We start from the raw sequence: 13,770 nt of genomic DNA, 5'->3' as shown, positions 1-13,770 counted from the left end.
CGGCACAGGCCGGAAAGTGACTGCCGTGCCGGCGACCTGCCGCACCGGAACGGAGGATTCGTGAACCTGGGAACAACGGCGACCGGACCACGCCGCAGTCCGACAGCCACGCTCGTCATGGCGTGCGTGGGAGTGTTCGTCGCCTATCTGCCGGTCACCAGCATCTCGGTGAGCCTTCCGGCCATCCAACGGGCCCTGCACACGTCGACTGCCCAACTGTCGTGGATCTCCGACGCATTCGTCCTGCCCATGGCGGCTCTCATCCTGACCGCGGGGGTCTTCGGAGACGTACACGGCCGCAAGAAGGTCTTCCAGGCCGGCTTGTTGTTCGCCGCCGTGGGGGCGACCGTCGCCCTGAGCGCCCAGTCGGTCCAGGTGCTGTGGGTCGGACAGGCACTGGCCGGGCTGGGCGCGGCCGCGCTGTTGCCGACCACGCTGGCGCTGATCAGTCACGCGGTGCCCCATCCGCACGAGCGCGCCAAGTTCGTCGGGCTGTGGGCCGCCGCCCTTATGACGGCGTTGGCCACCGGCCCCCTGATCGCGGGCGTGATTCTTGACCACGCGGCCTGGCGATGGATCTACCTTCCGGCGATACCGGTCGCCCTCCTCACCATGGCGGTGGCGGTACCGCTCGTGGAGGACTCCCGGGCGCCCGGTGCGCGTCGGCTGGACTGGCCCGGCCAGATCACCGCCGCGCTGGCGATCACTTCGCTCGTCTACGGGGTGATCGAGGGCGGCGCCGACTCCTTCTCCGAGCCCCGGGTGATCGCCGCGCTGGCGCTGGCCGCCGTGAGCGCCGCCGGGTTCGTTTGGGCCGAGCGGCGCAGCACCAACCCCATGCTGGACCTGGCGCTCTTCCGCAGCCCGGCGTTCAGCGCCACCACCCTGGTCGCGATGATCAGTTTCCTCGGGCTGATCGGATTCTTCTTCGTCCTCAGCCTCTACTTCGGCCTGGTGCAGCGGCTCGACACCCTCGCCGCGGGCTACCGGCTGCTCGCGGTGACGGCGGTGTGTCTGCTCGTCGGGGTCGTGGTCGGGCCGTTGATGCGCCGGATCTCGGCACGCGTCCTGATCACCACCGGGCTGTTGGTCACCGCGGGTGCTCTGGTGTCCCTGACCGCTCTGGACGCGCACACCTCCCTCGGCGCTCTCACCTGGCGACTTGCCCTGCTCGGTCTCGGCCTGGGCCTGGTCGTCACACCCATGACGGCCACCGCCGTCGCCTCCGTGCCGCACCACCTGGCCGGCATGGCGGCAGCCGGCAACAACGCCTTCCGCCAGGTCGGCGGCGCGCTCGGCCCGGCCGTCCTCGGCGTACTGCTGACCACCAGGACCACCGACACCCTGCCCGGACATCTCGCCGACGCCGGTGTGGACGATTCGACGGCGCGTCGGATCACCGCGGCGGTGGAGGCCGACGGGCTGAGCGTGGTTGCCCAGATGAACCTGGGAGCGGACACCGGCCGCGCCCTGGGCGCGCTGTCCGAGGCCTTTCTCGACGGCCTTCGTCTGTGTCTGGTCGTGGCGGCCGCTCTCGCGCTGCTCGCTGCTGTGGTCGGGGCGATTCTGCTGCGCGCACCGCGGGCCTCGATCGAGGCTGCGCCCGAGGATGCGAAGCCGTTCACCGGAAACGAGCTGGAACCGATGCCGGTTCCTGTCGGCCCGGCCGACGCGGACAATCCAGTGAGTGTCGGCATCTCCCGGCAGGGAGGTCGGAATGACGTGGTGGGTGAGGCCGATGCCCCGGCCCGGGCCGGTTCCGGGCCCGTCGTCTCCGGCCGGGTCTGTGACTCCGTCGGCAGCGGCATAGCCGGCGCCACGCTCACCCTCGTCTCGCCGACTGGGCGTCAGACCGGCCGAGTCGTGGCCCACGGCACCGGCCGTTACGAGCTGACCGCCCCAGCGGCAGGGTCATACGTGCTGGTCGCCTCGGCGGAGGGGCACCAGCCGGAGGCGGCCACGGTCGTACTCGGCGAGCAGCCACTGGCGCACGACCTGGTTCTGGCCGGAGGAGGCAGGGTCGCCGGCACCGTGATGTCGGCCGAGGACGGGCCGGTCGTGGCGGGGGCTCTGGTTACCGTCACCGACGTGCGCGGTGAGGTGCTGGCCAGCGAAAAGACCGACTCCCACGGTCGGTTCGAGTGCGGCGAGCTGTCGACGAGCGATGTCACACTCACGGTGAACGCGTCAGGCTTCCGGCCTGGCGCACTCCCCGTCCGGACGTCCGAGCCCGAAGCCACCGCGCTGAAGGTGCAGCTTTCGTCGGGCGCGCAGTTGCAGGGGATCGTGCGAGCGGCTACCGGCCACAAGAGCCTGGTCGACGCTCGGGTCACCCTGCTGGACGCGACGGGAAACGTGGTGGGCATCACGACCACGGGCCCTGACGGTGCCTATGCCTTCACCGACCTGGACGCGGGCGAATACTCGGTGGTCGCCGCCGGGTATCCGGCCGTGGCCAGGACGGTCACCGTGGCGGGCCGGGGCCTGGAGCACATCCATCTGGAACTGGCTCACCCAGACAGCTGACGCGGCTGTCCGGCCGAGAGTTCGAAGCGTGCCGGTTCCGGTGACACTGGGGCATACAGCTGCCGGAGCCGGTACAGGGCGCCATCCGTGGGGACGGGAACGCGCCCAGCCGGGGTCCGGGTCCTCTTTCCAGGGCCCGGACCTCACCGGCCGCCGCAAAGAGACAGGAGGAACCAGTGCGGGCCCAGGCACTCGATCCACTCGATCTGAAGTTGCTGCAGGCGCTGCAGCTCGACGGTCGGGCGCCGTTCAACCGGATCGCAGAGGTCCTGGGGGTCTCCGATCAGACGGTGGCCCGCCGCTTTCGTCGGCTGCGCGGCACCGTCCACCTCCGCGTACTGGGCATCACGGACGAACGCCGACTCGGCCGCAGCACCTGGATCCTGCGCCTACGCTGCACCCCCGACGGTGCCGAACAACTGGCCGGCGCACTCGCCCGGCGTCCGGACACCGCGTACGTCAGCGTGATCTCAGGTGGTACGGAAGTGATGTGCGCGATGAAACCCCGCACGCGGCAGGCGCGGGACGAACTCCTTCTGGACCGCCTCCAGCGCACGCCACGCGTCATCTCGGTCAGTGCCCACTGCCTGCTCCACCACTTCTACGGGGGCCCCGTAGGCTGGCTCAGCAAGATCAACGCCCTCAGTCCCGACGAACAGGCCGACCTCAGCCCCCCACCGGTAGATCCGGGCACCAGACCGGTCGCACTGGAGGACGCCGACGAGGCGCTGCTCGCCGTCCTCGGCCGCGACGGACGAGCGTCCATCACGGAACTCCAGGCAAGCACAGGCCTTCCCGAATCCACGGTGAAGCGGCGGCTGGATCGCCTGCGCGCGACCGGGGTCCTCTACCTGGACGTGCAGTTCGACCACGAGCACCTCGGCAACGAGGTCGTCGCCATGCTCTGGCTCACCGTCACCCCGGCCGCACTCGCCAACGTCGGCCGAGCCCTCGCCTCGCACCCCGAGGTGCGCTTCGCGGCGGCCACCACCGGTCAGGCCAACATCGTCGCGGCCACCCTCCATGCCGGCACCGGCGACCTGTACACCTACCTCAGCGACAAGATCGGTGCTCTTGACGGCGTCCAGTCCGTCGAGACCGCCCTCGCCATGCGCGAGGTCAAACAGCTCGCCTACGAGCCTGGTCGCTGAGGGGTACCGTGCCGCAGCACGGAGCCGAGCCAGTGGAAACGAAGTCGCCAGTACCATCGCCGAATCCCGCGCCCGACCAGCGGGACGATGTCCTCGCCGCGGGAGAGCACCCAGGCGATGGCGAGTTGCGCGACGCTGAGACCCTTCTGTTCGGCGACCTTTCGCAGGAGCTCGACCAACGTGAGGTCGTGTGGGAGGTTCTCGCCCTGGAAGCGGGGCTGCAAGGCAGTCGACCTGATCATGCCGTCTTTCGGCGGCCGTGGTGCCGAGCGCTGACCACGCTCGTGCTGCGGTCAGCGCGTGCCCGCGTGTCAGGGCAGGAGGAGCACTTTGCCGATCTGCCGCTGGCCCTCCAGGTACGCGTGGGCCTCGGCCGCCGACGCCAGGGGGTAGGTCTCGTCGAGGATCGGGGTGATCTTTCCGGCCGCCAGCAGCTCCAGGCACAGCTGCTGGTCCCGCAGGGTCGCGCCGCGGACGCTGGCGATCCGCACCTGCTTGGCGATGAGCGCGAACGCGTCCAGCTCGAGCCGGGACCCCTGACTGGGCGGTGAACCGAGGACGACGACCGTGCCGCCGAGCCGTGTGCAGGACACGGAGAGCTGGAAGAAGTCGTTGCCGCCGACGCAGTCCCAGACGGCGTCGGCGCCCAGGCCGTGCGTCAGTTCCCTGACCTGAGCCGGCAGCCGTGCGTCGGTGGAGCGCAGGATGTGGTCGTAGCCCAGTTTCCTGAGCGCCTCGTCCCGGTCCGGCTTGGTCGTGGTGCCGATCACGGTGGCTCCGCTCAGCTTCGCCAGCTGTGCGCAGGCGATCGCCATTCCACCGCTGGCACCGGTGATGACCACCGTGTCGCCCGGGCCGACAGGCGCCTGCCGCGCGCAGTTGAGCGGGGTGGTGTACGTCCACATGGTGGCCGCGGCCGTCCCGAAGTCGACGCCTTCGGGAATGGGCAGGATCGCGTCCTGGCGGCGCGCTATGTACTCGGCGTATCCGCCGAAGACCTGGTGGCCGGGGTACGCGGTGTCAATGCACAGGTTCTCCAGCCCTCGGGTACACAGGGCACAGTTGCGACACGGCGGGTGCGGAAGCTGCAGGACCCTGTCGCCCGCGTGCCACCTCGTGACATTGGCGCCGGTGGCGACGACTTCACCGGCCGCGTCCCGGCCGAGCTGGAACGGCACGGGCCAGGCCGGCCGGCCCGGTAGCGGCTTCGGCAGGTTTCCCGAGCGGTACCGGAGGTCCCAGCTGTTCACGGCCGTGGCGCGCACGCGTATCAGGACGTCGTCGGGGCCGACCTCGGGGACCGGCACCTCCACGTACTTGAGCACCTCGGGCCCGCCGTGCTCGAACAGGCGGACCGCCATCATGGTCTGTTCCACTTTCACGTTCCTTCGGATCGTCCTGCGGCTCATGGATGGGTCCCCGGACGACCGCCCGCGACTCGTCCCTCCCCGGTGGCATCGGGCAGGAAAGGGTTTCGACCAGGCGATTCGCCGGGAGAGGGATGGATCAGGAGGCGGTCGGGCCGGTGATCGGCCACCTGGAGCGAGTGCGATCACTCGCAGCCCGGATTCCGCGAGGCGGGGCAGCAGGTCACGTCCGGTACGACTGTTGGCGCCGGTGACGACGACGGTGCGGGGGGTGCTGTGGGCACGGAAGGTCCCTTTCACTCATATGCGACCGAGGAGTTCGGCCTGCTGCTCAAGGCGCTGACCCGGGAGGCGGACCGCCGGGGCAACGGCCTGCTGCGGCCGCTGGGGATCACCACGAGCCAGGCCGAGGCGTTGCAGCTTGTCGACCGGTACGGCCCGATGTCCCTGTGCGAGTTGGGGACGCTTCTGATCGCCGAAGGGGGTCACCCGGGCCGGCTGGTGGACCGTCTGGTCGCCTCAGGGCTCCGTGAGCGAGAGCCCGCCGGCGACGACCGCCGCCGAATCGAGATCACGTACACCCCGCGCGGCAGCGAACTCGCCGACGCCGCACGCGAGCGCAAGGAGATCTTCCGCGCATGGTCGCGTGAGCGGCTCGGTGGGGTGGACCTGACCTCCACCACGAGTCTGCTGGAAACCTGCCTGATCGAAACCCCCTTGTCGGAGACAGTACGGCAGCGCCGTTCGCGACCGATTGCCGGCGAAGCCCCGCAGCGGCCGAAAGACCGAGCCAGGTGCACCACCTTATCGAGCGGCGGTGTTCACCACCCCCACTTCCTCATATTCATTATGGTAATTTTCGCTGTGGCGAAAGCCCGTCCCACGGCGCGGAACCCCATGGCCGCGCCGTGGGGAGGCCTCTCGTTCGATACATGTCCGCTGCTTCCACTCGGCTCGTCCCGGCGCCATGAGCCGTTCGCCCGCGACCGGGTGGCGGACGAGGTCGGCGAGGTCGGCGAGGTCACGGTTGTGGGGCTCGTGCCCCAGGGCGGCTTCAAGTTCCCGGTAGCGGTGGGCTGTCGGTGACGCCGCAGATCCAGAGGGCATGTCCGGGCGCGGCCCAGACCGCTCGGACGGTCCGTCCGCTCCGAGCAGAGCCGTAGTCCGCCGATGGCCAGGTTCCGCCAGGAGGTCATCGCCCGCGCCGCGCCGCCGGTATGGACGGCGGAGGCGCCCTCGGCGAAGACCACGTCTCTCACGTGATGGCTGCACCGCGGAGCAGGCGCGGGCGTCCGCCGCCCTCTGTCTCGGCGACCGTGCTGGGGCTCAGCGTCTTCCCGGCCCGGACTGCGCCGACCTCGCCCTCGCCGGACCACCACCGCTGCCGGTGCGGGTCGGCTCCCACGAGACATTGCTCGACGACGCCGCCCGAAGGGTGAGGCACGCGGGCGCCGACGATCTCGTCGTGGTGCGCCACCCAACCTAGCGTTCTGCATACCAGACAGCTATTCTGTTCAGTAGACGGATTGGCAGTGCTCTCCGCACGCGCCCCGAGTTTCGTGACGCACGACCCGGCGCAGCCCTGACGCTCCCGTCGGGGGCGTCAGGCGGCCATGCGGCCGCCGGTACAGAGAGGTGGGACATGAGCCAGGAGAGTGTCGAGCAGGCGATCGAGCGTGCGGGCAGCGCGGTGGAGTTGCTGCGCAACTCCCCGATCCGTCCGCACACGTTCCCGGTGCGGGCGGAGTTCACGAACTGGCGGACCGAACAGCGGGCGTGGCGGGACTCGGTGGCGCTGCTGGATCAGTCGCACCACATGACGGACCTGTACATCCAGGGTCCGGACGCACTACGGCTGCTGTCCGATCTGGGCGTCAACAGCTTCGCCGACTTCGGCCCCGGCCGTGCCAAGCAGTACGTGGCCGTCAACCACGACGGACAGCTGATCGGCGACGCGGTCCTCTTCCACCTGGAGCAGGGCGTGTTCGACCTGGTCGGGCACCCGCCGGTGCTGGACTGGGTGCAGTACAACGTGGAGACCGGCGACTACGACGCCACCACGGAACGCGACGACAACTCCTACGACCGGGTCTCCGGCCCGCCGAAGGTCTACCGCTACGAACTTCAGGGCCCCAACGCGCTCGCACTACTGGAGAAGGTCACGGGCGCCCCGGTGCCCGAGACCCGCTTTTTCCACATGGCGACGTTCACCATCGCCGGACACCAGGTCCGCGGACTGCGTCACGGCATGGCCGGCCAGCCCGGTTTCGAACTCTTCGGCCCCTGGGAGGAAGGCGAAGCCGTCCGCGAGGCGATCCTCGCCAAGGGCGAGGCGTTCGACCTGGTCCAGGTCGGCGCGAAGGCCTACTCCACGGCCAACCTTGAGTCCGCCTGGGTTCCGGCGCCGATGCCGGCCGTCTTCTCCGGCGAGAAGATGAAGGGCTACCGCGAGTGGCTGAAGACCCCCGCGATGGGATCCCTGGGCGGCTCGATGGACTCCCCGAACATCGAGGACTATTACCTCACCCCCTATGACATCGGCTACGGCTCCATCGTCAAGTTCGATCACGACTTCGTCGGCCGCGAGGCCCTGGCGAAGACCGCCCAGAACCCTCCCCGTACCAAGGTGACCCTGGTCTGGAACGAGGAGGACGTCGCCCGCGCGATCGGCTCCCTCTACCAGAGCGACGAACTCCCCGCGAAGTTCATCGAGTTCCCCAAGGCCCGCTACGCCCTCCACCAGAGCGACAAGGTCCTCCTCGACGGTGAACTCGTCGGCATCTCCATGGACGTCGGTTACATCGCCAACGAACGCGCCATGGTCTCCCTCGCCACCCTCGACCGTGTCCACAGCGAACCCGGCACCCAGGTCACCGTGGTGTGGGGAGAGAGCCCCAACTCGGCCAAGCCCGGCGTCGAAGCCCACCGCCAGACCGAGATCCGGGCCACCGTCGCCCCCGCCCCCTACGTGCGGTTCGCTCGCGAGACCTACCGCAACAAGTAGCACCCCGCGGACCGCGCCCGTCCGTCACCGCCGGCAAGCGAAACGCACACCGCGGTGTTTCACGGCAACGGCCTTGTGCCTGTGTCGCGGTGGCAGATCCCGCGCGCCGTCCGTCCCGGGGAAAGCGGCTCTCCCGCGTCCCCCGGCCCGGCGTCGATGCCGCCGACCTCATATGTGCAAGGAGCATGATGACCACAACCTCCCCACCCCCTGTCACGGAAGCCATGCTGCTGCGGGACTTCTCTCTGGAAATGACGGGGAAGGACACATCGAAGCTCGACGAGGCCCGAGGCGCCATTCCACCCGGCACCCGGATCAACGTGACCTACCTGGGCAACGAGAACCTGCAGATGCGCCTCGACGCCGCGCGCGCCGTGAACGGCTTCGGCTTCGTCCCGGTCCCGCACATCTCCGCCCGCCGCCTGACCTCGCGGGACGAACTGAAGGTATTCCTCGCAGCTCTGCGCGAGCACGACGCCCAGGCACAGGTCTTCGCCGTCGGTGGCGACCCCGCCCAACCTCACGGCCCCTACGCCGACTCGCTGCAGATCATCCGGTCCGGACTGCTGCAGGAACACGGCGTCCGCGGCGTCGGCATCAGCGGCTACCCGGAAGGACACCCGCAGATCTCCCGCGAGACCCTGTGGTCCGCTCTCGCGGAAAAGGCGAACGCACTCGCCGCCGAGGGACTGAGCGGCGACATCATCACCCAGTTCGGATTCGACGCCAATGCGGTCCTGACCTGGATCGAAGAGGTACGGGGACGAGACATCGAGCTGCCGATACGCGTCGGGGTCCCCGGCCCCGCCGGGGTCAAGCGCCTGATGACCTACGCCACGCGCTTCGGCGTGGGCACCAGCGCCTCCATCGCACGCAAATACGGCCTGTCACTCACCAACCTGATGGGCACCACGGGCCCCGACCGGTTCCTCACCGCGCTCGCCGCCGGATACGACGCCGCCCGGCACGGCGAGGTGAAGCTGCACTTCTACACCTTCGGCGGCCTGGACACGACCTCCCGCTGGATCGACGCCTTCCGGAAGGGGCTGAAGTGACCCTCGCCCTGCAGACCTCGACACCGGCCGCCTCCACCGGCCCGCACGCCGACCGTGCCTCGCTGATCGTGAAGGGCACCGACCGCGTGGGCATCGTGGCCGCGGTCGGCTCGCTCCTGAGCAACCACGGCGCCAACATCGTCTCGCTCGACCAGTACTCGGACCCTGACGACGGCGCCTACTTCCAGCGCACCGTGTTCGCCCTGGACGGGCTCCGGGCGGAGCTTCCCGGCCTCCGCGAAGAGCTCCACACGCAGCTGGTGAAGGACTTCGGCCTGGAGGTGACCCTGCGGGACATGTCGGTCCCCAAACGGGTCGCGATCTTCGCCTCGAAGTCCGATCACTGCCTGCTCGACCTGCTGTGGCGCCATCGGCGCGGTGAGCTGCCGGTGAGCATCTCGATGGTGATATCGAACCATCCGGACACCGCGGACGAGGTGCGGACCTTCGGCATTCCCTTCTTCCACGTGCCGTCCATGGGCCCCGACAAGTCCGCCGCGGAAGCCGAGCACCTCCGACTCCTCGCCGGGCACGTCGACTTCGTCGTCCTGGCCCGCTACATGCAGATCCTCAGCAGCGACTTCATCGAGGGCGTGGGCGTGCCGATCATCAACATCCACCACTCCTTCCTGCCTGCCTTCATCGGCGCCGGCCCGCACGCCAAGGCCAAGGAACGCGGAGTGAAGCTCATCGGCGCCACCGCGCACTACGTCACCGAAGACCTCGACGAAGGCCCCATCATCGAGCAGGACGTCGCCCGCGTCACCCATGCCGACTCGGTCGCCGAACTCAGGCGTCGCAGTGCCGATGTCGAACGCGCCGTACTCTCCCGGGCCGTCCTGTGGCACGCCGACGACCGCGTCATCCGGCACCGCAACCACTGCGTTGTCTTTCCGTGAGCACCACCGCCAGGGACAGGACCTTGCGCATGACCACCCTGATCGACGGCAGAAAGTACGCCCACCAGATCCGCCACCGGGTAGCCGAAGAGGTGGCCGACCTGGCGCGCTCCCACGGACGAACTCCGGGGCTTGCCACCGTTCTGGTCGGCGACGACGCGGCCAGCGCGGTGTACGTGGCCAACAAACGTCGCGCGATCCGCGAAGCCGGCATGCGCAACGTCCACCACGCCCTGCCGCGGGACACGACGCAGGAGGAGATCGCTGCGGTGATCGACGCCCTCGGCCGCGACCCGGACGTCACCGGCATTCTGCTGCAGCTTCCGCTGCCCCCTGGCCTCGACGCCACGGCGCTCATCGACCGGATTCCGGCGTACAAGGATGTCGACGGCCTCACCACCCTGAACGTGGGCCTGCTGACCCGCGGAGCCGACGGCCTGCGGCCCTGCACCCCCGCGGGCGTCATGGAACTGCTCGACAGGGAGGGCGTCGCCCTGTCGGGCGCGCACGCCGTCGTCGTGGGTCACTCGGAACTCGTCGGCCGTCCCATGGCCCAGTTGCTGCTGCAGCGGGACGCGACCGTCACGGTCGCCCACAAGCACACACGCGACCTCCCCTCCGTGACGCGAACGGCCGACATCCTGGTGGTCGCCACCGGGGTGCCCGGTCTGATCGGACCCGAGCACGTCAAACCGGGTGCCGTCGTCGTCGACGTCGGCATCCACCGCACGCCGCGGGGACTGCTGGGCGACGTGCGCACCGGCCAACTGGACGGCCTGGCGGCCTTGATCACCCCCGTTCCGGGAGGCGTGGGGCCCATGACCATCGCCATGCTCCTGGTCAACACACTGCGTGCGGCTCAGAGATGACTCAGCGGCCGTAGCACCGTGGTGGCGCGCCTCGTCCTGGACGCCATAGCCCATGGCTGCCGTGCTCCCGGAGAATCGCGTGGCCCTTTTCGTCCCCACCGCATTCCCGACGGCAGAAGCCGCACCGCTCCCCTCCTCTCCCGGCCACGGCTGGAGTCCGCCCATGCACCCGGTACAGAAGTCTGCTCGGTCCGACGCCAGATGCCTGGTCATGGGCATCCTCAACGTGACGCCGGACTCGTTCTCCGACGGTGGGAGCTACCTGGGCACCCACCAGGCCATCGAGCACGGCCTGGCCCTGGCCGGCGGGCGCCGACATCGTCGACGTCGGCGGGGAGTCCACCCGCCCCGGCGCCCTGCGGGTGCCACCGGACGAAGAGAAGAACCGGGTCCTGCCGGTGATCCGGGTCCTGGCCGCGGAGGGAATCCGGGTCAGCGTGGACACGACACGCGCGGACGTGGCCTGTGCCGCTGTTCAAGCGGGTGCCGCCATGGTCAACGACGTGAGCGGCGGACTGGCCGATCCGCACATGGCCGCCCTGGTCGCGGCCATGGCCGTGCCCTACATCCTGATGCACTGGCGTTCCCCCAGCGCGGACATGTACCGGCACGCCCACTATCAGGACGTGGTCATCGAAGTCCGGGACGAACTGCTTCGGCGGGTGGAGCGCCTCACGGACGCCGGTGCCGACGTGGACCGCATCGTGCTCGATCCCGGCCTCGGCTTCGCCAAGAGACCGGAGCACGACTGGGCCCTCCTCAGCCGACTCCCGGAGCTGACAGGTCTGGGACTGCCGGTCCTCGTCGGGGCCTCGCGGAAGTCGTTCATCGGCACCGCTCTGGCCGACGCGAGAGGCGAGCCGGTGCCCCCGGGCGAGCGTGACAGCGCCACAGCGGCTGTCTCCGCGCTGGCCGCGGCGTCCGGCGCATGGGCGGTGCGAGTCCACAACGTGCCGGCCAACCGGGACGCCGTACGGATGGCACAAGCCTGGACAGCACGGTCGTGAAGGCACCGATGAACGCGAGGCGATTCAGGAACGAAAAGCCTTGATCTCGTTGGTGATGTCGCGAACCGCCGTCCTGAGCCGAGCCGCCACACGGGTCTCCCCGTCCGAGTCCATCGCCGACTCCGGGCAGACCAGGCCGATTCCCGCGTACATGCCGGGCTCGGTCGATTCGAAGGCAACCCCCATGGAGAAGACACCGCTCTCGCTCTCGCTGCGGTTCACCCCGTATCCGGCCTCGCGTGCCTGCCGCATTTCCGCCAGGAGGGCGCTCACGGTGGAGATCGACTTGGGGGTCAGCGCCTGCGGTGGCGCGTCCCGGTACAGCTGACGGAGCTGTTCGTCGTCCATGCGGGAAAGCAGTGCCTTCCCGACGCCGGTCACATGGGCCGGCATCGTGTCACCGGTGCGCAGGGCCGCCCTGATCGTACGCCGGCTCTCCACGCCGTCCACATAGAGGATGTCCCGTCCCCGGGGCAGAGCGAGGTGGGCGGTCATCTCGGTGGACTCCGCCAACTCGGTGAGCACCGGTCGGGCCAGCACACGGATGTCGAGGGAACGTACGGCCGACAGCCCGACGTCCACCATGGCGGGACCCGGTCCGAAAGCGCGAGTGGCGGGCTCCTGGCGTACGAAGTCGTAGTACGTGAGCATCGCCATGAGGCGGTGGGCGCTGGAGCGTGCGATGCCCAGCTCGGCGGCCACGTCGGCGAGCGTCAGGGTGCCCCTGTCCCTGAGCAGCAGCAGAATGCGCAGAGTGTTCTCCACCGAGGCGATGGGGTAGGCCGGCGTGGCGCGGTCTGCGAGCGGTGACAACTCACCGAGACGGTCGGGCGGCGTATCCATGCGATCAGTTTCCCACGGCCGACTCGCACGGACAGGCCGTCCGCCCGCTCACTCAGCTCCGAGCAGGGGGCGTGCCGTGCGTGTGGAACGACTCGATGGTCTTCAGGCCCCAGGCCTGGCCCTTCCTCCGTTCCTCCTCAGTCCAGGTGACCAGTGGCCAGTCGGGGGCCAGGACAAGGCGGGTGAGCGGGTTGCACAGCTCGATGCGGTTGCCGCCGGGCTCGTAGACGTACAGGAAGAACGTCTGCTGGATGGCGTGCTTGTGCGGGCCGGTCTCGATGAACACGCCGGTGTCGATGGCCAGGTCGGCGGCGCGCAGGATGTCCTCGCGCGTGTCGGTCGCGAAGGCGATGTGGTGCAGCCGGCCAGCCGAGCCGGTCCAGTCCTCGGTGTAGACGACGTCGTACGACTTGTTCGTGTAGGTCAGCCACTTGCCCGCGATCCGCCCGTTGTCGAGTCGGATCTGCTTGGTCGGCCGTGCACCGAGCACCTGGTGGTGGAAGTCGGCATTGGCGGCGACGTCGGCGCCGAGGAAGTTGATGTGGTCCAGACGGCGCACGCCCACGCCCCTGTTGGGCTTGGCCTGTGGCTGGTTCTTCAGCGCGGGCCGGAGTTCTTCCGGCGCCTGGTGATACTCACTCTCCCAGTAGAGGGCGAGCTCGTGGCCGTCGGGGTCGGTGGTGATGTAGAGCTTGCCGATGCCGGGCTCGTCCTCGCTCCAGTACCCCTGATGTCCCGCGGCCTCCAGCTCCTTCACCCGGCGCCGCAGTGCCTCCTCGCTGGAGGTGCGCAGGGCGGTGCGGCGCACGCCGGGCAGGTCGTCGGCGGTGAGGATGACGCTGTGATGCTCGTAGTCGTCCCACGTCCTCAGGTAGACGGAGCTGCCTCGGCGTTCGTTGACGGTCAGGCCCAGGTAGTCGGTGAAGAACACGAGACTGGCGTCGAGGTCCGGGGTGAGAAGCTCGACGTGGCCGAGGTGGGCGATGTCTCCCAGGGGCAGGTGCATACCGGTTCCTTGTGAAGAAGGGAAAGGAAAGGGACAGGGACAA

General features: G+C 69.3%; 11 protein-coding genes and 2 pseudogenes. 8 read left to right on the top strand and 5 right to left on the bottom strand.

The window, feature by feature from the left end; all coding sequences use genetic code 11:
• Nucleotides 1–60: 60 nt before the first annotated feature.
• Nucleotides 61–2,526: an MFS transporter gene (locus OG852_RS47670; RefSeq protein ID WP_443064637.1), complete on the top strand. Its 2,466-nt coding sequence runs from the start codon at nt 61–63 to the stop codon at nt 2,524–2,526.
• Between the two features lie 176 nt (nt 2,527–2,702).
• Nucleotides 2,703–3,677 (top strand): Lrp/AsnC family transcriptional regulator, encoded by a 975-nt coding sequence (locus tag OG852_RS47665; protein ID WP_330351301.1) that lies wholly within the window; start codon nt 2,703–2,705, stop codon nt 3,675–3,677.
• A 59-nt stretch (nt 3,678–3,736) separates the two neighbouring features.
• On the opposite strand, the pseudogene OG852_RS47660 reads toward OG852_RS47665, so the two are convergent.
• Both OG852_RS47660 and OG852_RS47655 read right to left on the bottom strand, forming a co-directional pair.
• A pseudogene (locus tag OG852_RS47660) lies at nt 3,737–3,904 on the bottom strand (aldo/keto reductase); the annotation flags it as partial.
• Nucleotides 3,905–3,988: 84 nt separating this feature from the next.
• A complete protein-coding gene (locus OG852_RS47655) occupies nt 3,989–5,053 on the bottom strand; it encodes a quinone oxidoreductase family protein (RefSeq protein ID WP_330351300.1) in 1,065 nt (354 codons plus the stop codon).
• 267 nt (nt 5,054–5,320) lie between these two features.
• On the opposite strand from OG852_RS47655, the gene OG852_RS47650 reads away from it, so the two are divergent.
• Nucleotides 5,321–6,130: a MarR family winged helix-turn-helix transcriptional regulator gene (locus tag OG852_RS47650; protein ID WP_330351299.1), complete on the top strand. Its 810-nt coding sequence runs from the start codon at nt 5,321–5,323 to the stop codon at nt 6,128–6,130.
• A gap of 169 nt (nt 6,131–6,299) precedes the next feature.
• Here the strand turns inward: OG852_RS47650 and OG852_RS47645 are convergent, their stop codons facing one another.
• Complete coding sequence (locus OG852_RS47645; protein WP_330351298.1) at nt 6,300–6,521, bottom strand: hypothetical protein; 222 nt, start codon at nt 6,519–6,521, stop codon at nt 6,300–6,302.
• A 165-nt stretch (nt 6,522–6,686) separates the two neighbouring features.
• Here OG852_RS47645 and OG852_RS47640 point away from each other — a divergent pair, with 165 nt between their 5' ends.
• The 5 genes and pseudogenes from OG852_RS47640 to folP all read left to right on the top strand — a co-directional run bounded on the left by OG852_RS47640 (nt 6,687) and on the right by folP (nt 11,878).
• Nucleotides 6,687–8,048, top strand: a complete 1,362-nt coding sequence (locus OG852_RS47640) for an aminomethyl transferase family protein (RefSeq protein ID WP_330351297.1) — start codon at nt 6,687–6,689, stop codon at nt 8,046–8,048.
• Nucleotides 8,049–8,236: 188 nt separating this feature from the next.
• The gene (locus OG852_RS47635; protein WP_330351296.1) at nt 8,237–9,103 is read left to right on the top strand and encodes a methylenetetrahydrofolate reductase; all 867 of its coding nucleotides are present in this window, start codon (nt 8,237–8,239) and stop codon (nt 9,101–9,103) included.
• A complete protein-coding gene (gene purU / locus OG852_RS47630; protein WP_330351295.1) occupies nt 9,100–10,002 on the top strand; it encodes a formyltetrahydrofolate deformylase in 903 nt (300 codons plus the stop codon). The genes OG852_RS47635 and purU overlap by 4 nt, the downstream gene beginning before the upstream one ends.
• Nucleotides 10,003–10,031: 29 nt before the next feature.
• Nucleotides 10,032–10,871 (top strand): bifunctional methylenetetrahydrofolate dehydrogenase/methenyltetrahydrofolate cyclohydrolase FolD, encoded by an 840-nt coding sequence (folD, locus tag OG852_RS47625; RefSeq protein WP_330351294.1) that lies wholly within the window; start codon nt 10,032–10,034, stop codon nt 10,869–10,871.
• A 163-nt stretch (nt 10,872–11,034) separates the two neighbouring features.
• A pseudogene (gene folP / locus OG852_RS47620) lies at nt 11,035–11,878 on the top strand (dihydropteroate synthase).
• A 24-nt stretch (nt 11,879–11,902) separates the two neighbouring features.
• On the opposite strand, the gene OG852_RS47615 reads toward folP, so the two are convergent.
• Together OG852_RS47615 and OG852_RS47610 are read right to left on the bottom strand one after the other, a co-directional pair.
• Entirely contained in the window at nt 11,903–12,721 is an 819-nt protein-coding gene (locus tag OG852_RS47615; RefSeq protein ID WP_330351293.1) for an IclR family transcriptional regulator, read from the bottom strand.
• Between the two features lie 52 nt (nt 12,722–12,773).
• Nucleotides 12,774–13,727 (bottom strand): catechol 2,3-dioxygenase, encoded by a 954-nt coding sequence (locus tag OG852_RS47610; RefSeq protein ID WP_330351292.1) that lies wholly within the window; start codon nt 13,725–13,727, stop codon nt 12,774–12,776.
• Nucleotides 13,728–13,770 lie beyond the last annotated feature (43 nt).

Origin of the sequence: Streptomyces sp. NBC_00582 (genome assembly GCF_036345155.1) — a bacterium.
Classification (GTDB): Bacteria; Actinomycetota; Actinomycetes; order Streptomycetales; family Streptomycetaceae; genus Streptomyces.
Note: the sequence above shows the minus strand (reverse complement) of the source record. Positions and strands in the feature narration are given on the sequence as shown.